General features: G+C 66.8%; 14 protein-coding genes. 8 read left to right on the forward strand and 6 right to left on the reverse strand.

Going from position 1 to position 21928, the window contains the following annotated elements; genetic code table 11:
* Positions 1-312: 312 nt before the first annotated feature.
* Complete coding sequence (locus tag ACQP2U_RS03630; RefSeq protein ID WP_433713380.1) at positions 313-645, forward strand: hypothetical protein; 333 nt, start codon at positions 313-315, stop codon at positions 643-645.
* A 93-nt stretch (positions 646-738) separates the two neighbouring features.
* Positions 739-1257, forward strand: coding sequence for a hypothetical protein (locus ACQP2U_RS03635; protein ID WP_433713381.1), 519 nt, complete (start codon positions 739-741; stop codon positions 1255-1257).
* Positions 1258-1330: 73 nt separating this feature from the next.
* Here the strand turns inward: ACQP2U_RS03635 and ACQP2U_RS03640 are convergent, their stop codons facing one another.
* Together ACQP2U_RS03640 and ACQP2U_RS03645 are read right to left on the reverse strand one after the other, a co-directional pair.
* Positions 1331-1549 carry a hypothetical protein gene (locus ACQP2U_RS03640; RefSeq protein WP_397031276.1) on the reverse strand — a complete coding sequence of 73 codons (219 nt, stop codon included), beginning with the start codon at positions 1547-1549 and terminating at the stop codon, positions 1331-1333.
* Positions 1550-1866: 317 nt separating this feature from the next.
* Positions 1867-2400 carry a cupin domain-containing protein gene (locus ACQP2U_RS03645; RefSeq protein ID WP_433713382.1) on the reverse strand — a complete coding sequence of 178 codons (534 nt, stop codon included), beginning with the start codon at positions 2398-2400 and terminating at the stop codon, positions 1867-1869.
* A gap of 159 nt (positions 2401-2559) precedes the next feature.
* Here ACQP2U_RS03645 and ACQP2U_RS03650 point away from each other — a divergent pair, with 159 nt between their 5' ends.
* From ACQP2U_RS03650 to ACQP2U_RS03660, 3 genes are all read left to right on the forward strand, one after another.
* Positions 2560-5652: a BTAD domain-containing putative transcriptional regulator gene (locus tag ACQP2U_RS03650; protein WP_433713383.1), complete on the forward strand. Its 3093-nt coding sequence runs from the start codon at positions 2560-2562 to the stop codon at positions 5650-5652.
* A gap of 45 nt (positions 5653-5697) precedes the next feature.
* Positions 5698-6912, forward strand: a complete 1215-nt coding sequence (locus ACQP2U_RS03655; RefSeq protein WP_433713384.1) for an FAD-dependent monooxygenase — start codon at positions 5698-5700, stop codon at positions 6910-6912.
* 70 nt (positions 6913-6982) lie between these two features.
* Positions 6983-7495 (forward strand): VOC family protein, encoded by a 513-nt coding sequence (locus ACQP2U_RS03660; RefSeq protein WP_433713385.1) that lies wholly within the window; start codon positions 6983-6985, stop codon positions 7493-7495.
* Positions 7496-7534: 39 nt separating this feature from the next.
* Here the strand turns inward: ACQP2U_RS03660 and ACQP2U_RS03665 are convergent, their stop codons facing one another.
* Together ACQP2U_RS03665 and ACQP2U_RS03670 are read right to left on the reverse strand one after the other, a co-directional pair.
* Entirely contained in the window at positions 7535-8806 is a 1272-nt protein-coding gene (locus ACQP2U_RS03665) for a cytochrome P450 (RefSeq protein ID WP_433713386.1), read from the reverse strand.
* The gene (locus ACQP2U_RS03670) at positions 8803-10446 is read right to left on the reverse strand and encodes a class I adenylate-forming enzyme family protein (RefSeq protein WP_433713387.1); all 1644 of its coding nucleotides are present in this window, start codon (positions 10444-10446) and stop codon (positions 8803-8805) included. The genes ACQP2U_RS03665 and ACQP2U_RS03670 overlap by 4 nt, the downstream gene beginning before the upstream one ends.
* 334 nt (positions 10447-10780) lie before the next feature.
* Between ACQP2U_RS03670 and ACQP2U_RS03675 the strand changes: the two genes are divergently transcribed.
* Genes ACQP2U_RS03675 through ACQP2U_RS03685 form a run of 3 tightly spaced genes read left to right on the forward strand, consistent with a single transcriptional unit; the run spans position 10781 to position 19982 of the window.
* Entirely contained in the window at positions 10781-11767 is a 987-nt protein-coding gene (locus ACQP2U_RS03675) for a hypothetical protein (RefSeq protein ID WP_433713388.1), read from the forward strand.
* On the forward strand, positions 11764-19143 hold the full coding sequence (locus ACQP2U_RS03680; protein WP_433713389.1) for an SDR family NAD(P)-dependent oxidoreductase: 7380 nt from the start codon (positions 11764-11766) through the stop codon (positions 19141-19143). Before ACQP2U_RS03675 ends, ACQP2U_RS03680 begins: the two co-directional genes overlap by 4 nt.
* Entirely contained in the window at positions 19140-19982 is an 843-nt protein-coding gene (locus ACQP2U_RS03685; RefSeq protein ID WP_433713391.1) for an alpha/beta fold hydrolase, read from the forward strand. Before ACQP2U_RS03680 ends, ACQP2U_RS03685 begins: the two co-directional genes overlap by 4 nt.
* Here the strand turns inward: ACQP2U_RS03685 and ACQP2U_RS03690 are convergent, their stop codons facing one another.
* Together ACQP2U_RS03690 and ACQP2U_RS03695 are read right to left on the reverse strand one after the other, a co-directional pair.
* Positions 19983-20837 carry a MaoC/PaaZ C-terminal domain-containing protein gene (locus ACQP2U_RS03690; protein ID WP_433713392.1) on the reverse strand — a complete coding sequence of 285 codons (855 nt, stop codon included), beginning with the start codon at positions 20835-20837 and terminating at the stop codon, positions 19983-19985. It lies immediately after the preceding gene.
* A 190-nt stretch (positions 20838-21027) separates the two neighbouring features.
* Positions 21028-21762: an O-methyltransferase gene (locus ACQP2U_RS03695; RefSeq protein WP_433716357.1), complete on the reverse strand. Its 735-nt coding sequence runs from the start codon at positions 21760-21762 to the stop codon at positions 21028-21030.
* Between the last annotated feature and the right edge of the window lie 166 nt (positions 21763-21928).

Genomic DNA, 21928 nt, shown 5'->3' on the forward strand with positions numbered 1-21928 from the left:
GGGTCCGCGCACCTCGCATAGCGACGCACCGCATGAAACGCCGTGCCTCGAAGACGAAGGTCTGCGACGGCATTATTTGTCGGGATTCTCCTGGGTCATCCCGATGAAGGCCCTACGTGGAATCGGTTCGAACGCACGGCTTTCGGTGTCGAGGACGTACACACCTGTTGTATTCGGCGGGGGAAATTGCTACGGTTGCGTTATATTTGCTGCGAAAAGTGTGCGGTGGCGGGGCGCCACGACGGTAGCTGCTCCCGACCTGTATGGATCCAGCATTAGAAGATCTGGCCCACGACGGAACGAGGCAAGTCGATGAGGCCGACGCCGACCGCGATCGGATTCCTCCGTCCGGACGTGTCGGGAGATGCCATGGACTGGGACATTGCCCAGATCCGTAAATTGGCAACGCGATATGGATACGACCTCGCCGAAATCGTGCAGTGCGCCGGCGCGGGCACGGATATTCTCGCGGCACTGCACGAGGTAATCCGCAAGACGGATGCGGAAGCGGTGATCATGCCGAATCTCGCGCATTTGGACGATCGACCGGAAGAGCTTGTGCGGGCCTGCGATGTGATCACGGTCAACCCGGCGAATACCTATGCTCGACGAGCATTTCCCGAGGAACGGGTGTGGGCTGATTAGCCTGCGCCGGGCGCGGCGTTTACGATTTTCGCGTTTGCTTGTCGTCAGCTGCTCCATCAGATCAAGTTCGATCCAAGGGAGAAGGTATTCGTCATGGCAATTTTCCGGAAGATCGCGACAGCGGCGATCGCCGTCGCCGCACTCGCCGCCGCATTCGTCGGGGCTCAACAGGCCGCCGCCGATCCCATTGCGGGAGGCTGCTCCGGCGGCCAATTCAGTTACAGCACAAGCCCACTCGGGATAGCGGTCGCGCCCGCCACGGCCACCTGGGAGGGCAACCTCACCGGCTGCACGGGTACGCCCGCGGCCGGAGCAACCGTGAGCGGCACCTTCAACGGAAGCGGTAGCTGCGCCGATGTCGACGGTCAGATCGACGGCAAGCTCCACTGGTCCAACGGTGCGGTCAGCCGGATCAGCGGGCCGTGGCATGTCGGCGGTGGCGTCGGCGGGTCGATGTCCAACACCGTGACCATCATCGATGGACCCGGGGCGGGTGGCCATCTGGTGGTCGAGCAGGGGCCGATCGGCAATGCTCTGGCCATGGCTGGGTCGTGTATCGCGGGCGAGGCGCGCGGTGCCGACGTGCCGATCCTCGCGGCGCGTTTCAGCTGAACCGATGAATAACGGGTACCGGGCAGTGCGCCCGGTACCCGTTTTCAGTTAATTGCCAAAGGTTGGCGCAAACTCAGAAGCAGTAGGGGAACTTGCAGGTCGAGGGATCGTTCGGCCCGAAGATAAGCGCGATCAGTCCATTGATGACGGTGTCGGCAACACCCGATCCGGTGCTGATCGCTACTTCCTGTGCGGTAGCCGGCTGCTCGATGGCGGTCACCTCGGCCGATGCCGTTGCGGGTGTGCTGATCAGAACACCGGCCGTCACCGCCAGCAGAACCTTCCGGATCATATTGCTACCTTTCGCTTTTCGGCTCATTGCCTCCGTAGCCTATCGAGAACTCGAGAGGGCTGGTCCCCGCCAGCGGTGAGCCCGATTTTCTCCACCCTGTGCGCCCGATCGGGTATCTCCCACAGAGGCCGCTGCGTCGCGAATTGTTCGGCAACACCGACCCAAGTGCACGAGCCGCACCTGGCACGCCGGCCAGCCGAGCGGCGAAACCTCTAGCGTCGAGTCACGTCCCGGACAGACGCGGAGCGCCGACGGTCGGCCGGAGCAGCTGCCCGTCGCGGTGGCATGCCGTGGTGGGGCAGGTGGATGATCGGCGGTCAGTCGGTGCCACACAGGGTGTACCAGAAGACGAACGGTTCCGTGCCGTCGTTGAACCAGCCATGTGCGGAGCCGTTCTGGATTACGCAGTCACCAGCGCGCAGCGCCACGTCGATCCCATTGTCCGTCCGCAACCGGCCCTCGCCGGACAACACGACAACGAAATCGACAGTAGGGGTGGTATGCATTCCCGGTCGCGTCGCATCGAAGGTGGCCATCATTCCCGGCAGCTTCGCGTCCGCCTCGGCGATGACCGCTTCCATATCCGAGGCGGACACATCCGCGGGCGGCTCATAGGACAGCCCCGGTGGGATGGTGATACAGCCGAACCGCAGCCCATCAGGGCCGGGGAAATACGTGCCCGTTGGCGCGGCCTGCGCTGTGGTCACCGGCAGCACCGGAGCCTTGTCCAACTCCCACATGCGGTGCACCGTCGCGCCGGGCAGCAGGGCGATGGTGATCGGGTCGATGTCCGTGTCGGACAGGACCTGCGTTTCGCCGGAGTCGTTGTGACCCATGACTACCCTGCGCATTCGACACTCCTCACTTTCTGGACGGCTGCGGTGCTCGACGCTTGCCGTACTTGCTTGGCAACACCAGTCACGGTAGGAGCGGCGCGGGTACCCCGGTTGTCGGTGGACGCAGGGAAATTGCGCCCACGCGCAGAGTTCTTCGGATGCATACTGGCGGCCGTGCAGTTCGGGATCCTGGGGCAGGTGGAGGTGCGGGGGACCGATGGGACTCCGGTCGCGGTGGGCGGGCCGCAAGTACGGTCGCTGCTGGCGGTTCTGGTGTCGGAGGCCGGGCGGGTGGTGTCGCGGGATCGGTTGATCGACGACCTCTATGGGCAGGAGCCGCCGGGTGATGCCGCGCATGCGCTGCAGTCCCAGGTATCGCGGTTGCGGCGTGCGCTACGCGCCGCGGGTGCCGATGGTCTCGTGGAGTCCTCGGCGGCGGGCTACCGGCTCGCGGTCGATCCGGAGCTGGTGGATATGCATCGGTTCCTTCGCCTCGCCGAGGAGGGGCGAATCGCGTTGCGCGCCCGAGATTGCCCTGCCGCTGTCGCGCTGCTGGACCAGGCCGCCGGGATATGGCGCGGCGCGGCGCTGGCCGATGTGCGCGACGCGCCATTCGCCGCCGCGGTGGTCGCCCGCCTCACCGAGGCGTTGCTGGCGGCTCAGGAGGATCGTGCCGAAGCCGCATTGGCGTTGGGTGATCACCGGGCGGTGGTCGCTACGTTGCCGGAACTCGTTGCCGCACATCCGCTTCGGGAGCGAGCCAGAGCGCTACTGATGCGTGGGCTCTATGCCGGTGGGCGGCAGGCACAGGCGCTGGAGCTGTTCGAGCAGGGCCGGCAACTGCTCGCCGACGAACTGGGCGCCGACCCATCGGCGGAGCTGATGCAGGCGCACTCGACGATCCTGCGGGCCGACACCGTCGCCGCCGCCGCGGTGCGCCGCCTACCCGCCCAGCTCACCAGTTTCGTCGGTCGAGACGACGAGCTTGCGCAGGTCGCGTCGTTGCTTACCCGGGCCCGCCTGGTGACACTCACCGGCCCGGGCGGTACTGGTAAGACCCGGTTGGCGATGGAAGTCGGCGCTCGGGTTCGGGGCGAGGTTTGTTTCGTGGATTTGTCGCCGCTGGTGGACGGCGCACAGGTGGCGCCGGAGATCGCGGTGACGCTCGGTGGCCGTGCGAGCGGTGACCACGACGATGCCGAAGCCCGAGTGCGCGCCATGCTCGCCGACCGGTCGCAGTTGATCATTCTCGACAACTGCGAGCATCTGATCCTCGATGCGGCCCGCCTGGTGCATCGGCTGTTGCGTGACTGTCCAGGCTTACGGGTGCTGGCGACGAGCCGGGAAGCCTTGCGCATCACCGGCGAGACCGTGCTCGCGGTCGGGCAGCTGCCGGTTGTGGCCGCGGAGGCGGCACTGGCCGACCAGCTCGGCTGCAGCGCGGTCCGCCTGTTCGCCGATCGTGCCGCCGCCGCGCGGCCGGGATTCACCGTCGACGCGGGCACGATCGCGGCCGTGCGGCGCATCTGCGAGCGGCTGGACGGGCTGCCGTTGGCCCTGGAACTTGCCGCCGCCCGGCTGCGCACTCTCGACGTCGGCGAGATCGACGCGCGGCTCGCCGATCGGTTCCGGCTGTTGGCGCGCGGGGATCGCACCGCCGAACCACGACACCGGACACTGCAGGCGGTGGTGGAATGGAGCTGGGAACTGCTGGAACCGTCCGAACGCCTACTGGCGCGACGCTTCGCCGTCTTCGCGGGTGGGGCCACCGCAGCCATGGTCGCATCCGTTTGCGAACTCGACGACGCCGACGAACTGTTGGACAGTTTGGCCGATAAGTCGCTGGTGGAAGCGCGCAACGGCCGTTACCGGATGCTGGAGACCATCCGGGCCTACGGTTTCGCACGGTTGACCGAGGCTGGCGAGCGTGAACGGTTGCAACGTGCCCTCGCCGGTTTCTCGACGGAGCTGGCCGAGCGGGCTGATCCGCTGCTACGCGGCCCCGAGCAGCTCGACTGGCTGGCGCGGCTGACGGCCGAGCACGACAATATGCAGGCGGCGCTGCGCTGGGCGGTGCACATGGATCCCGCACTGGCACAGCGGTTGATCGCCGCCCATGCGTGGCACTGGTGGCTGCGTGGTTATTCGGGCGACGCCGTCGAACTGGCAGGCAAACTGCTGCCCGCCCTCGACCCGGCGGCGGACGTCGAAGAATACGCCTTCTGCGTAGCGGTCGCCGCGCGCGCCGGAATCGGGCCGCCGGTGCCGGTCACCCAGGCTGCCGCGGCCCTGTCCAGCATCGAAGGACCTTTGCGGCGGCCACATCTGGTGTTTCTGTTGGCAACTGCCGGCGGGCTGCTCGATCTGTCGCCGGAGCGGCAGCATGTGTTGTTCGGTCCTGATCGCTGGTCGCAGTCATTCTTGCGGCTCGGTACCGGACTGCGGTACCTCCTGTCCGGTGAGCCGCTGCTGGCCGAGCCCGAATTGTCCTGTGCGCTAGCGGATTTCCGCGCTATCGGCGACCGGTGGGCGATCGCGACCACGCTCGACAAGCTCGCCGCGGTCACCGACTGGCGTGGTGAACGAAAGGCCGCCTTGGACCTCATAGACGAGGCCGTCCTTCTGCAGACCGAGCTGGGCGCCGGCGATGACGCCGCTGACCTGCTCAACCGGCGCGGTGACATTCTCGCCCGCGGGTCCGCCGCGTGTCGCGCGGATGCGGGTACCACCTACCACCGCGCCGCGGAACTGGCCCGCGCAACAGGCGCAACGGATATTTACGCGAACGCACTACGTGGGCTCGGCGATCTGGCCCGGGTAGCGGGTGATCTGTCCGCCGCCCGGGAGTACTACGTCACCGCCATCGCTGTGCCCGGCAACGACACGTTCGGCACGGCCGAGGCCCTGGCCCGTAGCCTCATCGGATTGGGCTGGATTTGTCTCGCCGAGGCGAATATCGAGGGTGCACTGGCGGCGCACCGCGAGGCGTTCGAGTTGGCGCGCGACCGGTCCCGGCCGGTGGCCGCGGCAGCGGTGGAGGGCATGGCTGGGATCGCGGTGGCACTCGGTGCGCCGGCGCGGGGCGCGATGATGCTGGGTGCGGCCGACTCGCTGCGCGGTATGCCCGGGGTATATGAAGGTGCGGCGGCCGACACCGCCGCAAGATGCCGTACCGAACTCGGTGAACCGGAGTTTCGTGCCGGCCGCGAGCGCGGCGCCCGATGCTCGGCCGAGGAGGTCACCGAGTTGCTCGGTGAGCGGTGGTGAGCCGGTGGTGAGGGCACGGTGATTGCCGTGCCCGACGCTGTGCGCATGACAACCGAACAGCAGTTCACCAGCAAGACCGTCCTCATCTCCGGCGCCAGTGTCGCCGGGCCGGCGCTCGCCTACTGGCTGGCCCGTTACGGGTTCACCGTCACCGTCGTCGAACAGGCGCCCACTCTGCGCGAGGGCGGCTACAAGGTCGATATCCGTGGTGTGGCAATGGAAGTCGTCGACCGAATGGGTCTGATGCCGCAAATCCGCGAAGCTTCTACGGCGATGCGGGGCGGGGTGTGGATCGACGGTGCGGGCAAGGCGCTGGCAACGCTGGGACCCGAACTGATCGGCCTGCGCTCACCCGGCGACGACGAGGTCTTGCGCGGCGATCTCGCCCACATCCTGTTCGACGCCACCAAGGGCGAGGTCGAGTACGTGTTCGGTGACTCGATCACCGGCCTGGTGCAGCAGGCCGATGGTGTGACGGTGCGGTTCCGCAACTCCGCGCCACGCGTATTCGACCTGGTGATCGGGGCCGACGGCATGCATTCGGCGGTGCGCAGGCTGACATTCGGGCCGACCGAGCAGTTCGCCCGGCACACCGGCATGGCAGCCTGTGTGATTTCGGTACCCAACTACCTGAACCTCGACCACTGGGAACTGGTGCATCCCACGCCCGGGCGCGTGGTGCAGGTGTACAGCACCCAACGGACCACGGCCAAGGCACAGTTCATCTTCCAGGCGCCGGAACAACTGCCGGACCGACGCGACCGCGCCGTCCAGCAACAGTTGGTGACCGACGCCTTCGACGATGCCGGTTGGGAGACACCGAATCTGGTGCGTGCCATGCCGGAATCCCCGGATTTCTACTTCGATTCGGTCAGCCAGATCCATCTGGACCGGTGGTCCGACGGTCGCGTCGCGGTCGTCGGTGACGCAGCCTACTGCCCGTCGCCACTGTCCGGGCAGGGCACGAGCATGGCGCTGGTCGGCGCGTATGTCCTTGCGGGCGAACTGAAAGCGGCCGCCGGCGATCACGCTGTCGCGTTCGAGCGCTACCAGCACGCTATGCAGGATTACGTCAGCGAGAACCTGACGCTGGGCTGGAGCAATGCCACCCAAATGGTGGCTGCCGACCGGCGTGCGATCCGGACCCAGACCACGATGTTGCGCATGCTGCGGCACATGCCGTGGAAGGGTCTGGCCCTGCGGCCGATCATCAAACCGCTGGAGCGCGCGGCCAATGCCATCCGGCTCGCGGATTACTGAACCCGTCGTCACCTGCGCTGTTCCCGACTGCGGGACCCGCATGTCCAACTGATTCGTGAGGAGTACCGACATGAGTATCGTTTCCGGCCCGATCTTCCAGGTGGCGTGGGTTGTCCACGACCTCGAGGCGGCCGAACAGGAATTCACCAACAGCTACGGCGTCGACAGGTGGATCCGCATGCCCCGTGTGCATTTCGGCCCGGAGTCGTGCAGTTATCGCGGTGCGCCCGCCGACTACACGATCGACACCTCGCTCGGTTATGCCGGCGGACAGCAACTGGAATTGATCGCGCCGGTCTCGGGCACGAATCTGTACACCGAAACGCTAGCGCGGTCGGGCCCCGGATTACATCACATCGCCTGGGTACCAGATGATTTCGACGCCGCACTGGCAGCGGCGCAAGCATCGGGCACCGAGATCGCGCAACATTGCACCGTCGCCGAGCTCAGCATGGAGTTCGTCTATCTCGACGGTGGCCCGCTCGGCACGTACATCGAGTTGCTGCGGCTACCCGCGGACGCTCGCGCAATGTTCGACAGCATGATTCCGTCCGGATACCGGAACCCGTGGTCGCACGGATAGTCCCCGACGTCGATGGCGAATACTGGGGATTCGCGAGAATCAACGGGGGCGGATCATCAAGCGCTGTGGACCTCGGATGACACGCGATGGGCAGTAGTCCGCTCGGCCGACCTGATGGAGCCGGGGATAGCGCCGGTACAGGCCGCGCAGGGCGATCTCGCCCTCCATCCGGGCCAGGCCCGCACCGAGGCAGTAGTGCACACCGGCGGCGAAGGACAGGTGGTCGCGGGAGTTCGGGCGTTCGATATCGAAGCGGCCGGGGTCAGCGAACACCCTCGGATCGCGGTTGGCCGCAGCCAGCAGCGCCACCACCGGGGTGCCTCTGCTCAGTCGGTGTCCGGCCAGCTCGACGTCTTCACCCGCGACCCGGACGCTGTACTGCGCGGGCGCCTCCCAGCGCAGCGCCTCCTCCACCACCTGTCCGGCCAGATCGAGGTCGGCGATGAACAGCTCGCGCTGGTCCAGTGCGGCCGACAGGGCGATCACGGCATTGCCGATGATGTTGGCGGTGGTGACGAAGCCGCCGATGAGCAGCGCCTGGCACGTGGACACCAGCCCAGCCTCGGTCATCGCGCCCTCGTCAACGGCGGTCGTGAGGGCACTGATCAGGTCGTCGCCCGGATCCTTCCTGCGCCGGGACGTCACCTCCGCGAAGTAGTCGGTCAGTTCGGCGAGCAGGACGTGCGTCCGGTGCCGCTCGCGTGCGCCGCGTGCGCCGTCGACCGTTGCCCCGAATTCCAGACCCCACCACGCGAAGCGGTCGTGATCCTCCGGCGGCAGTCCGAGCAGTTCGGCGATCACCAGACTCGGTATGCGCAAGGCGAATTCGTCGATCAGGTCGACCGGCTCGGCTCGGTCGAGCCGGTCCAGCTGCCGTTCGACGAGCTCCTCGACGAACGTCCGGCGGGCACGCATCTGCGCGGCACCGAATAGCGGGGCGACGAGCTTTCGCAGCCGGGTGTGCTCCGGCGGATTCGCCGAGGCGAGGGAATCATCGAGCGGATGGACCAGGAAATCGGTGCGCTGATCCGGGCGGGGTCGCAGTTTCAGGCGGATTGCGGAGGTAGGGGCGACGCGAAATCGATTGTCGCGCAATACCTCATTGCACACCGGGTACGAGGCCGACATGCACAGGCCGCTGCGCCCGCGCACCAGGTCACCGCGGGCGCGGATCCGTTCGTAGGCGGCATGCCCATCCGAACCACGCCGGAGGTTCAGCACCGTGGCGACCGGGTCGCCCAGGGCCGTCGAGGTGCGCAGGCGCAGCGAATTCCGGTACAGGCGGGCGACGGTGCCCAGCTCACCGCTCATGCGCGGGTCTCCTGCGGCGCACGGATTTTCGGCGCGCTGTCGATCCCGCGCTGCCGGAGTTCGTCCGCGATGCGCTCGCGCAGCACATATTTCTTGATCTTGGTGCCCGACATCGGCCATTCGTCGACGAAGCGGACGTAGCGGGGAACCCGGTAGGTGGCGATGCTGCCGAGGCAGTAGTCGATGATCTCCTGTTCGGTGGCGTGTGCGCCGGGTTTGAGCTCGATGAACGCGGTGGGCACCTCGACGTAGTACGCGTCCGGTGCTCCGACGACCTGCGCGATGTGGACGGCGGGATGCCGCAACAGGAAATCCTCCACCTCGACCGCGGAGACGTTCTCGCCGCCGACCTTGAGCATGTCCTTTATCCGGCTCACGAATGTGACCCGGCCGTCGTTGTCCATGACCGCGATATCGCCGGTGTGGAACCATCCGTCCTCGTCGAAGGACCGCGCGGTCAGTTCGGGATCGTGGAGATATCCCTCGAAGCAGTTAGTGCCCCGGAACAGCAGTTCGCCCTCGGTGCCGGGAGGTAGATCAGCACCCGTGCCGGGGTCGACAACCCTGCACTGCATGCCGGGCAGCGGCCGTCCGCCGGTGGTGGTCCGCTGCTCCAGGGTGTCGGTCTGCTCGCTCAGTGACAGGAACGACGCGGCCTCGGTCATGCCGAAGCAGGACACCTGAATCGCGTCGGGGAGCCGACTCGCCATGTCCCGCACGCGTTCCGGGACACCGACGGTCATTACCAGGCGCAGCGCCGCCAGATCGCGGCGCGCGAAATCCGGATGGTTCAGCACGGGCAGCCACACCGTCTCGAAACCCGGCAGGGCGACCGTACAGCGCTGGGATTCCAGTTGTTCCAGCGCCACATCGGGCTGGAAGTGCCCCACATGGCAGAAGCGGCAACCGGCGTACAGGCTGGCGACGGCGAAGGCGACGGCGCCGATGTGGAACAGCGGCAACGGCGTCCAGACCCGGTCGTCCCCGGTCAGCAGCAGTCGCGACCCGGCGGCACCCGCGGCGAATCTGATCAGGGCCTCGTGAGTGATCAGGGCGCCTTTCGGACTGGCCGACGTCCCGGAGGTATACATGACCAGAGCGGCGTCGCGTACCCGCACCAGCCGACGGCGCTCGTGCACCCGGCTCGGCTCGACGCGCATTGCGGCGGTGAGGAATTCGCCCTCCGACACCAGACCAGGGAGTGCGTCGTCGGCGTCGAGTAGCACGACTTGCCGCAATCGCGGAGCCTGGGCCGTGACCGACTCGGGAACGGGCGTCGACGGGTGCACGAACAACAGGCTCATCCGCGAATGGACCACGACCTGGCTCAGTTCGTGTTCTTTGAACCGGGAATTGATCGGTACGGGAAGCGCGCCGATCTGCGTGACCGCGAACAGTGCCGCGATCGAGTCCGGGCAGTTCGGCAACAGGATTCCGACCGTGTCACCGGGCGCGATCCCGGACGCCAGCAGGCCGCGCGCGAGGCTCTCGGCGCGGGCGCCGAGTTGCGCGTAGCTGACCTCCAAACCGGGAAAGGCCAGGGCGATTCGGTCGGGGTGCTCATGGGCACGCCGGTCCAGCAGATCACCGAGAGTGGTGACCTCGATCCACCGCTGCTGGGCGAGATCTCCCTGGTTCATTAATGACTCCCAATCGACCGGAAAAGCCCCCAGCAGGCGGACCGTACCGCACAGTCGGTCACTCGGCAACAGATTGCTGCGCATCCTTCGGGTGGTATGCGAGGCGTTAACGGAAGGCGTCGCTGACGTTAAGAACTTGCGCTTGGAGAGGTAACACGATTGACATGAGTATGTTCTCAAAATTGGGAAGTTCATTGGGTGTTGCGATGTGTTAGCTTGCGCGTGTCGTGCGGTGCGACAGATCCCGGCAGGGTATGGAGTGCGATGTGAGTAGTCGAAGTACGGTGAAATCCGGGGGGATGGTAACGGTCGGTCGATCGCGTTAGTTCGAATAATGCTGGAAAAGATCTCGAATAATCGATCCCTGACCCTCGACGGAGTTCTTGCCGACGCGCTCGGCTATTTCCGACGATGCCTGCAACCGGATGGCTCCATCGCGGAGGATCCCGGGATCGTCGTATTCCAGGAATGGGATTCGGTCAACGCGCTCAAGGCGATTGCCCTGTGGCGGAATGCTTTCCCCGACAGCGCGGCGGATGTGGTCGACCCCGTACTAGCATTCCTGGCGGGTCGCGAGAAATCCACCGGGATGTTGAGCTGGGGGGCGACGGAGATCGCACCCGGCGAATACTGCACCGAGACGAGTAGCGAGTACATTTCCGCCCTCGCGCTTCTCGGTGAACGGGAGGCGGCCGAGCGGAAAGCGGAGTTCTTGCGCACCCGGCAACTGCCCGACGGGCCGTGGGCGGAAGTGCATGGCCACATTCCCAAGGCATTCCAATTGGAGTCGTCGGTGACCGGATTTGCCCTGTGCGCTCTCGATGACGTCGGTGTCGAACCCGTGCATCTCGACGAGGCCCTCGATTTTCTCGCGAGGAAGCAGCAGGCCGAGGGGCATTTCGGAATAAACTGGTACTACTACTGCACCCATTATTATCTTATGCGGCCTGCGATTGCCGCCCTGGCGGAATTCGGGAACTACGCCGCGGTTGCCAGGGCCCGCGATTTCGTTATAGGCCGACAACGTCCGGACGGGAGTTGGTTCTCCCAGGTGGAAGGTTTCCGTGGTGAGCCTTCCGCTCCGGAACTACAGACCGCGCTCGCGCTGGCGACACTCGCGCACGCCGGGATGGAAGCCGGTGAACCTCCGGTGCGCCGGGCGATCGAATGGCTGCTGGGCCGCCGACGGCCGGACGGTTCCTGGTCGGGCGGCCGCTACCCGTATCCGGAAACGGAGAGTTACGCCTCCTTCCGGGCCACTCAGGACGTATACACCACGGCGCAGGTGCTCGCCGCGTTCAAATACCTGGAGCAGCAATGACATTCGGTCACGACGACCCCATCGCCATCATCGGCATCGGCTGCCGCCTACCCGGTGGCGTCACCAGTCCCGACCGATTGTGGGAATTGCTCGAGCAGGGTGCCGACGCCATAGTTCCCACGCCGGACGACCGTTGGGACGTCGACCGCTTCTACTCTCCCAAGCCGCAGCAACCCGGCCGGATCAGCGCCCGGCGGGGCGGATTTCTCGGCGAGGTCGACACGTTCGACGCGGCATTCTTCGGAATCTCCGGCCGTGTCGCCGAACAGATGGACCCGCAGCAGCGGCAATTGTTGGAGGTGAGCTGGGAGACCTTCGAAGACGCCGGCATGATTCCCGGCGCCGCGGCGGGCAGCCGGACCGGTGTGTTCATCGGCGCGTGCAGCCAGGATTACGGTGCGATGCAATCGGCACCGAGTGAGGTGGCGGGGCTCGGGCCGCATTCCGCGACGGGCACTTTCATGAGCATCGTGTCCAATCGCCTGTCCTACACCTACGATCTGCGCGGGCCGAGTATGACCATCGATACGGCATGCTCGTCGTCGCTGGTGGCGGTGCATCTGGCCGTGCAGAGTCTGCGTCGCGGCGAAAGCGATCTCGCGTTGGCGGGCGGCGTGAATCTGATGCTGACACCGCAGTTCGGTATCGCGTTGAGCCAGGCTGCCATGCTCTCGCCGGATGGGCGGTCGCGTGCGTTCGACAAATCCGCGAACGGCTACGTGCGTGGCGAGGGCGTCGGGCTGGTGCTGTTGAAATCGCTCGCGCGCGCCCGGCGTGACGGGGATCGGATCTACGCGGCCATTCACGGCAGCGCCGTCAATCAGGACGGGCGCACACCGGGCATCACCGTACCAAGCGGGGAGTCCCAGGAGTCCAATTTCCGTGCCGCCCTGGTCGATGCGGGAATCGCGCCCGCCGCGGTCGGCTATGTCGAGGCGCACGGCACCGGGACACCGGTCGGTGATCCCATCGAGGCCAACGCGCTCGGCCGGGTGCTACGCACCGGCCGCGAGCCGAAGTCGACGGCGCTGCTCGGGTCGATCAAGACGAATATCGGACATCTCGAGGCGGCGGCGGGCATCGCCGGATTGATCAAGGCGGCGCTGTGCGTACGGCATCGGCGCATCCCGCCGAGCCTGCACTTCCATGAGGGAAATCCGGATATCGACTTCGATGCGCTGCCTATCTCGGTCGCCGCCAACGCACAGCCCTGGCCCGCTGAGTATACGGTCGCCGTAGCCAGCATCAACTCCTTCGGTTTCGGTGGCACCAATGCCAATGTTGTGCTGGCCGAGGACACCGATGCCCCGGCAGCGAACCCCGAGAAGTCGCCGAGTCCCGCCGCGTTCCCGACCGTACTGACCTTCAGCGCTCGCAGCGCCGCGGCGCTCGACGCGCTGAGCGCGGACTTCGCTCGGACACTGGAGGATTCGGGCATCGACTTGGCCATCTACAGTGCCGCGACGGCGCTGCGGCGTAGCCATCACGACCACCGTCGCGCCGTCGTGGCCACCGGGACCGCCGAGGCGGCCGCCAAGCTGCGGGCGGGGGAGGTCGTCAGCGGCCAGGTGCGGCACGGCCGTTCGGGCAAGGTGGCATTCCTGTTCAATGGCCAAGGGCCGCAATGGTTTGCGATGGGCCGCACGCTGCTGGAAACGTCGCCGGTCTACCGGGACAAGATCCTGGAATGCGATCGGCTGGCTCGCCGGTACCTCGACTGGTCGATCCACGAGATCCTCACCGCGGACGAGGAATCCTCCCGCATCGGGGAGACTCGATTCCTGCAGCCGACCATGTTCGCCCTGCAGGTCGCCCTGGTCGAGCTGTGGAAGAGCTGGGGTATCAGCCCGGCCGCGGTGCTCGGGCACAGTATGGGCGAGATCGCCGCGGCCCACGTCGCCGGAGCGCTGTCGCTGTCCGAAGCGTTGAAGGTGATCTGCCACCGAGCGCGAATCCAGGATCGCGCCGATCCGACGGGCGGGATGATGTTCGTCGCCCTGCCGGAGTCGCAGGCGCGCGAGCTGTGCGCCCGGTATCCCGATGAGGCTTGGGTGTCCGCGGTGAACAGTCCGCAGGCCACCACGATATCCGGCCGCCGTCCGGTCCTGGAGGCGCTGTCGGCTGAACTGGCCGACGGCGGTGTCTTCGCGCGCGTGCTGCGGGTGAACTGCGCCTGCCACAGCCAGGACATGGATCCGCTGCGCGAGGAACTGTTCGAGGCGCTCGGTGAGGTCGAACACGGCGATACTTCTGTTCCGCTGTATTCCACGCTCACCGGTGCCCGGATCGGGGGCAGCGAACTGGGTACCCAGTACTGGTGGCGGAACTTTCGCGAGCCGGTGCTGTTCGAATCCGCGATCCGCGCGATGCTCGCCGACGGCTACGACACCTTCGTGGAGTTGAGCCCGCATCCGGTCCTGGCGAACTCGGTTACCGAGATCAGCGCCGATGTCACGGTCGTGCCGTCGCTGGTGCGCAAGAAGGACGATTGGTCGGTCTTGCTCGACACGTTCGCCCGGCTCTACACCGGCGGCTGCGCCGTCGACTGGGATCGCCGGTATCCGGCGGGTGCCCCGGTATTGGATCTCCCCGCCAATTGGTGGATCCGGGAATCGTTCTGGAACGAGAGCAAGGTCTCGCAGGACTACCGCGCCGGCGGCCAGGCGCATCCGATGCTGAAGCCGGTCGACGGCGCGCGGCCGGCATGGGATATCAGCTGGGATGACCACCGGCTGTCGTGGGTTCGCGAACACGACGTCTTCGGTTCGGTGATCGTGCCCGGCGCCGCCTACGTCGAGGCGGCGCTGGCGGCGGCGGGCGAATTGACCGGCCGGTCCTGCGCACTCGAATTCGTCGAGTTCGAACGCGCCTGTGTGCTCGGCGAAGAACCGCAGTTGAGCAGGCTCGACATCGATCCCGAGGACGGTACGTTCGAGTTCCACCAGCGCGCGGTCCGCGGTGACACCTGGGTTCGCAACGCGCGCGGGCGTTTTCACGCGCTGTCGTCCATGGATACCACCTGCGCGTCCTTCGATCTGGCGGCGATACGTCAGCGGTGCGGCAAGACCGTCAAGGCCGTCGACGTATACGGGCGGTTCGCCCGGCGCGGCTACGCCTACGGTCCCGCATTTTGCGGGATCGGGCAGATCCATCTCGGACGGGGCGAGGCGCTGGCACGCATCCAGACCCCGCGTGTGCTGCGCAACCGGATCGACGGCTATCTGTTGCATCCGGCTGTCCTCGACGCCTGCTTCCAGAGCGCGATACTGCATCCGACCGCGGAGCATCCGGACGAACTGCTGCCGATGAGCTACCTGCCGACGGGTATCGAACGGATCCGGGTGCACCGGCCGGTCGCACTGCCGGTGTGGTGTTACACACGGCCACGCAAGAACGACGAGACCCTGCTGGTCGACATCTATCTGCTCGACGACGAGGGCGCGGTGGTCGCCGAGTACATTTCGCTGTCCGGCAAGGCAGTGCGGCACGGCGACGACGGTCCGGCCGACAACCTGGATGAGCACTACTACACCCTCGACTGGCATTCGCGCGGTCCGGTGGTGCCGCCCGAGCACAGCGCGTTCACCGTCGCTCCCACCGAACTCGCGGCCGAATTCGATACGACGGCACAGGAGCTTTCGCGGCGACTCGACCGCACCTCCTACGCCACCGACTACCAGCGGGATATCGCCCGGCTCTGCGCGAGCTACGTGACCCGATGCCTCGAAGAGTGGGGATTGGAGGGGGAGTTCGCGGTCGCCGACATCCCGGACCTGCTGCCGAAGTATCGGCGTGCCCTGCACGGCCTGCTGCGGCTGCCGGTCGCCGCGGGAACCGTGCGCGAGTCGGACGGACGGTACCGTCTCGAACGGCCGGTCACGCTCGACACCGACACATGGTGGTCGGACCTTTTCGCCCGGCATCCCGACTGTGCGTGGGAACTGCTGTTGCTGCGCCAGACCGGCACCCACCTGCGCGATATCCTCATCGGCCGTGCCGACCCGCTGGAACTGCTGTTCTCCGACGCCGCGCCGGTCGATCTCGAAGCCATCTACCAGAACTCGCCGGTCGCGCGGTTCTACAACGTGCTCGCCGCACAGTTGGTGCGACGCCTCGGTGACAGCGCCGACCCGCGCCGCACACTGCGTGTGCTCGAGGTCGGCGGCGGCACCGGTGGACTGACCGCGAGCCTGCTCCCGGTGCTGTCGGCGGATCGGTGCGAATACGTCTTCACCGACGTTTCACCCGCGTTCCTGGCCGCGGCCCGAGAACGCTTCCGCGCCTATGGTTTCGTCGACTACCGGGTGCTCGATCTGGAACAGGACCTGCTGGCCCAGGACATCGATTCGGCCGCGTTCGATCTGGTCGTGGCCTCCGACGTCGTGCACGCCACCGCCGACGCCAAGAAGACGCTGCTGTACCTGCAGGACGCCCTCGCCCCCGGCGGTGTGCTGATGCTGCTGGAGGCGGCACCGGAGAACCCGTGGCTCGATCTCACCTTCGGACTTACCGAGGGCTGGTGGTCGTTCCGCGATCAGCGGTTGCGCCCGCAGACGCCGCTGCTGTCCGCGCACGACTGGTCGGAACTGCTGCGATCGCTGGACTTCGACGATGTGGCCGCATTCGGCGATCCGGCGCATCCGGGAGCCGGATCCCAGTCGCTGATTTTGGCCCGCGCGCTGCAGGCACCGGTACCGCACCCGCCCGTGGCGCCCGCCGAGCCGCTGGGCACCTGGTACGTCCTCGCCGACGGCGACCCGCTGGCGGCCGCGCTGGCCGACCGGGTGCACGAGTACGGCGGCCGCGCGGTCCTCGTGCGCGCGCCTGAGGAAATCGACCTCGACGCGCCGCCCGCGGCGATCGTCGACATGCGGACGGGGCGCGGTGACGGGCCCCTCGACGAGACCCTCACCACCGCCACCCTCGACATCGTCGACGTGCTGCGCAGGGTGTGCCGGGACGATCCGTCGGACTGGCCGCGGGTGGTCGTGCTGACGCGGGGCGCACACGCCCACCGAATCGGCGACGCCGCGCTCACCGGTGCCGCGGCGTGGGGGCTGGCGGCCGTCGTCGCGGTCGAACTGCCCGAATTGCGGTTCACCGTGGTCGATCTCGACGCCGAACCCGCGCGCGGCGATCTCGACGTCGTGTGGGCGGAGGTGCTCACCGACGGCCGGGAACGAGAAATTCTCGCCCGCTCCGGCGAGCGTTTCGTGCGCCGCCTCGCCTCGTGGTCGCCGGAGCGCGACACCGCGACCGGGGCGGCGCTGCCGCCCGAGAGCGGATTCGGCTTGACGATAACGAGTCCCGGAGCCCTGGACGGCCTGCACTATCACCTGCGCGAGCGGGTGGCCCCCGCCGCGGACGAGGTCGAGATCGAGGTGATCGCGGCGGGGCTCAATTTTCTGGACGTGATGATCGCGCTCGGCCAGATCCCGTCACTGGAGTCGGTGAGCGGGCACCGTTTCGGCGCCGAATGCGCCGGTGTCGTCACCCGTGTCGGCGGTGATGTGGAGGGGCTGTGCGTCGGTGACGAGGTGGTCGCCGTCAGCCCAGCCCAGGGCGCCCTTGGCTCGCATCTGATCGTCTCGGCCGACCATGTGGTCCCCAAACCGGGAGCCCTCGGATTCGAGGCCGCCGGTTCGGTTCCCATCGTGTTCCTCACCGCGTGGTACGCCCTGCACGAACTCGCCCGGGTGACCGCAGGCGAGCGCGTCCTCATCCACGCCGCCACCGGCGGCACGGGCCTGGCCGCCGTGCAGATCGCCCGGCTCGCGGGCGCCGAGGTGTTCGCCACGGCGGGCAGTCCGGCCAAGCGCGACCTGCTGCGGGCACTCGGGGTGGAGCACGTCTTCGACTCCCGCTCACTGGATTTCGCCGACCGGATCCGGGCAACGACCGGCGGCGAGGGTGTCGACGTGGTGCTGAATTCGATTGCAGGAGAAGCGGCTGCACGCAGTATGGCCTGTCTCGCGCCGTACGGCCGGTTCGTCGAACTCGGCAAGCGCGATCTGCTCCAGGACCGCCGGATGGGGCTGCGGCCGTTCCTGCGCAACCTCACCTACTTCGCCTTCGATCTACGCCAGTTGCTGGTGGACCGGCCGCGGGCCACCAATGCGGTATTCCGCGCACTCATGGACCGCTTCGCCTCCGGGGAACTGCGCCCGCTGCCGTACCGGCTGTACCACCCGGCGCAGACCGAGGCGGCGTTCCGGCACTTGGCCGCGGCCCGCCATATCGGCAAGGTCGTGATGACCATGAATGAGCGCGATGTCGAGGTGGTCCTTCCGGCGCGTCCGCCCGCGCTCGACGGGACCTGGCTGATCACGGGCGGTCTCGGCGGATTCGGCCTGGCGATGGCCGAATCGCTCGCCGAGTCGGGAGTGCGGAGCCTGGTGCTGCTCGGGCGATCCGGTGTCGCCGACGACGAGCGCGCCACCCGAGTGCAGGCGCTGCGGCAGCGCGGCGTGCGGGTACTGGCCGAGGCGGTGGACGTCTCCTCCCGAGAACAGTTGGCCGCGGTCCTGGATCGTATCGAGGCCGACGGGCCGCCGCTGCGTGGTGTGCTGCACTGCGCGATGGTCCTCGACGATGCTCTGCTCGTCGACATGGATCCCGAACGGGTCCGAAAGGTTCTGGCGGGCAAAGCGTTCGGTGCCATGTATCTGGACGAGCTCACCGCGCACCTGCCGCTGGAGGCGTTCGTGCTGTTCTCCTCCGCGACCTCGATGGTCGGCAACCGGGGCCAAGCGAATTACGCCGTGGCCAACGCAGTACTGGATCACCTGGCCCACGCCCGCCGTGCGCGGGGACAGGTCGCACTCGCAGTCAACTGGGGTGCGATCTCCGATGCCGGATATGTTGCCCGCCACGACGATATCGGCCGTTTCGTCGCCGCCACCGGTATGCGCGGTTTCAGCGCCGCTGCGGCGTATCGGGCCCTGACCAGGCTGTGGTCCGGCCGCATTGCGCAGGTGGGGGTGCTGCCCATGGATTGGCCGGAATTCTTCGGCCACCACGGCATCACGCCCGAGACCCACCCCCGCTACGAGCAGGTGTCGGGGCAGTCGGTAACGGCCGTCGGCACCGCGGCGGGCTCCCTGCGCCAGCGACTGGAGGCTCCCGGCGGCGCCGATCGCGGTGAACTCGTCACGACGGCGTTGAAGGGCCGGTTGGCGGCGGTGCTCGGCATCCCCCTGGAAACGCTGGACGAGAACATGCCGCTGATGGACTACCTGGACTCGCTGCTCGCCGTCGAGATCAGCGCCTGGCTCGAACGGGAGTTGGGCACCAAGGTCACCATCATGGAACTGATGAAAGGCCCGAGCGTGCTGGAACTGTCGGATCTGGTACTCGGCCGTTTGGACAAGCGGTGACCTCGGCGGAGGAGGTGTCCATCCGGCTGCCGAGAGCCGGAATCACCCTGCGCGGCAAGCGAACCGGAGGCGAGGGTATTCCGGTGCTGTGCCTGCACGGCATTCTCGACAACTGCGCGAGTTTCGATGCGCTCGCGCAGCGGCTGCCGGGTGCGGATCTGATCGCCGTCGATCTACCCGGTCACGGCCTATCCGACCCGATACCCGCGCTCACGTGCAATTACGTCGACTACGCGGCGTGTGTGCTGGAGTTGGCGCACACCCTGGGCTGGGACCGCTTCCGGCTGATCGGGCATTCGCTCGGGGGCGCGGTCTCGTCACTGGTCGCCGGAATCCACCCGGACAAGGTCGATCGACTGGTGCTGCTCGACGCGATCGGGCCGCTGTCGGCGGATCCGGACCGCGCGGTGTTCGGCCTTGCCCGCTACCTCGACACCTACCTGAACGGTGACCGGCATCCGGTGTACCGCAGTCGGATTCACGCCGTGAAGACACGGGTCCAGCTGGCCGATATTCTCCTCGACACCGCCGAGGTGCTGGTGGAGCGGGATCTGATCGAGGTTCCCGGCGGCTTCTCCTGGCGTCACGACGTGCGCCTCAACCGCGGCCTCACCGCGACGCTCGGCGAGGAACAAGTGCTGGCCTTTCTGCGCGGTATTCTCGCCCCGACGCTGCTGGTGACGGCCGAACGCACTGCGCTGGTGGAGCCGTACTATCCGACGCGCATCGGCAGCGTTCCGAAACTACGGCAGGTCACCCTTCCCGGCGGTCATCATCTGCACATGGAGAACCCCGACGAGGTGGCCGCCGAGATCGGCAAGTTTCTGGAATGGGGCTGATCATCCGGTTCTCAGTGCTCCGGACAGCACCGGCTTGTCCTCGCGTTCGGGCACGGTGGTGACGAAGACGTACTCATCGTCGGTGCTCCAGATCCGCGTGCGCAAGGACTCACCTGGAAAGACGACGCCCCGAAAGCGAGCCGCGTACCGGCGCACCCGCCCGGCGTCCGAATCCGCCACCGCATCGACCAGTGCCGCGCACACCATCCCGTAGGTGCACACGCCCTGCAGGATCGGTCCGGGGAATCCGGCCGCGCGGGCGAAGGCGGCGTCGGTATGGACGTTGTCGTGTAGCGAACCGCCGCGAATGCACGCCTGGTACCACACCGCCTGCGCGGTCGAGGTTGGCGTGCGGGTTTCGGCGTCGGGACCGCGGGTAGGCGTCGTCGCGGCGGCAGTGCGACGGTTGTCTGTGCCATTTCCGCCTTCACCGCGGGCGTGGATCCGCGAGATCCCGGACATCAGCGTGGTTCCGTCGGCCGCGATCATGGTGGTGCGCTGAACCAGAACCGCCGCGGTGCCGTGCTCCTCGATGCCAACCACCTCGCCGCGGCATCTGGCGAATCCGGTTCGGGGCAGTGGTGTGGGAACGACGAGCTCCTGCTCCAGGTGCAGCAGGGTGGCCAGGTTCAGGCGGATGCCGGGGAATCGGATCTCCGGCGGCCCGGGCAGATAGAAATCCGGTGAGGCGACGCCGAATGCGCCGGGCGCGGTCATCGCGAAGGTCGGTAGCACACCCGTCTGCCGCGGCTCCTGCCCGACAGCCCGGCGATATTCGCGCATATTCTGCTCGGACCAGTGGAACTCCTGCTCCGGTATCGCAAGACCGACAGCGGCCTGAACATCGATAGGCATGGGACAGTTCCCGTCCGGCCGAGGCCCGTTGCATCGAAAACGCGCTTGCCGAGCAGTCACGTCGAAATGTCGGTGCGAACTTTACCGTCGAACCCATCCTCGAGGCTGTAGGGCGGCTCCCAGCCGTTCTCGCTTCTGCCGCGCCGATGCGACCGGCGATCCGTGGCTAGTGGGTACCCGCCTCGGCTGATCAGCCGAGAAAGGTCGATTCGAGTACGAGGTCTTTGATGATCTTCTGGTATTCGGCGTGCGTCCGATGTTCTCGGGTTCGCCAGTGGGCGCTCTCATGGCGGCGCATGAATGCTCGATACCCAGGGACGCCGGGGTATTTGACGTTGTCTGCCACGACGACCGAACCGGCGTGCAGCCAGGCTTGGTCGAGGATCCGGCGGAGATCGGGAAGATATTCGTCTTTCTCGTGGTCGAGGAAGACGAAATCGATTGTGCCGGGGGCGAACTCGTGTTCGTCGCGCAGTGCGCTGAGGGTCTTTCCGCCGTCGCCCAACGTGCCGACGAGCACGACGATGCGCTCGCCGATGCCCGCGTGGTCCCAGATCCGTCGGGCAACGGCGGCATTCGCCGGATTGAACTCGATCGAGTACAAAACGGCATCGGCGGGCATGACCCGCGCGATGCGCAATGCGCTGTAGCCGCAGTAGGTTCCGAGCTCCAGCAGGCGGTGCGGATGCGCAGCGGCGACAGCGCGGTCGAGGATCTTTCCCTTCTCGTCACCGATGTTGATCAGGTAACTCTTGGTGTAACAGAACTCGTCGATCGCCCTGATGACGTCGTCGATGTCGTTTCGGCGCGCATGCGCGCACACATAGTCGGCCAAGGCTTGTTCGCGGCCGTCACCGACCTGCCAGGTGGTGCCCATGTGTCGTAGGCCGAATAGAAACCGCACATACGACCATCGCAGAAACATAACCGGTTTGCCGACGCACTCGTTGGCGGCAACTGCCAGGGCGATTGTGGCGATTGCGGCCAGCACCGACCGCGGGGGATGTAGACCGAATACTCTCGGCCGACGCGCGGTCAGCAGGATCGATGAAGCAACCGACACCGTGGCTGCCACGATAGCGGCGGAATGC

It is taken from the genome of Nocardia sp. CA-084685 (assembly GCF_050955785.1).
Taxonomy (GTDB): domain Bacteria; phylum Actinomycetota; class Actinomycetes; order Mycobacteriales; family Mycobacteriaceae; genus Nocardia.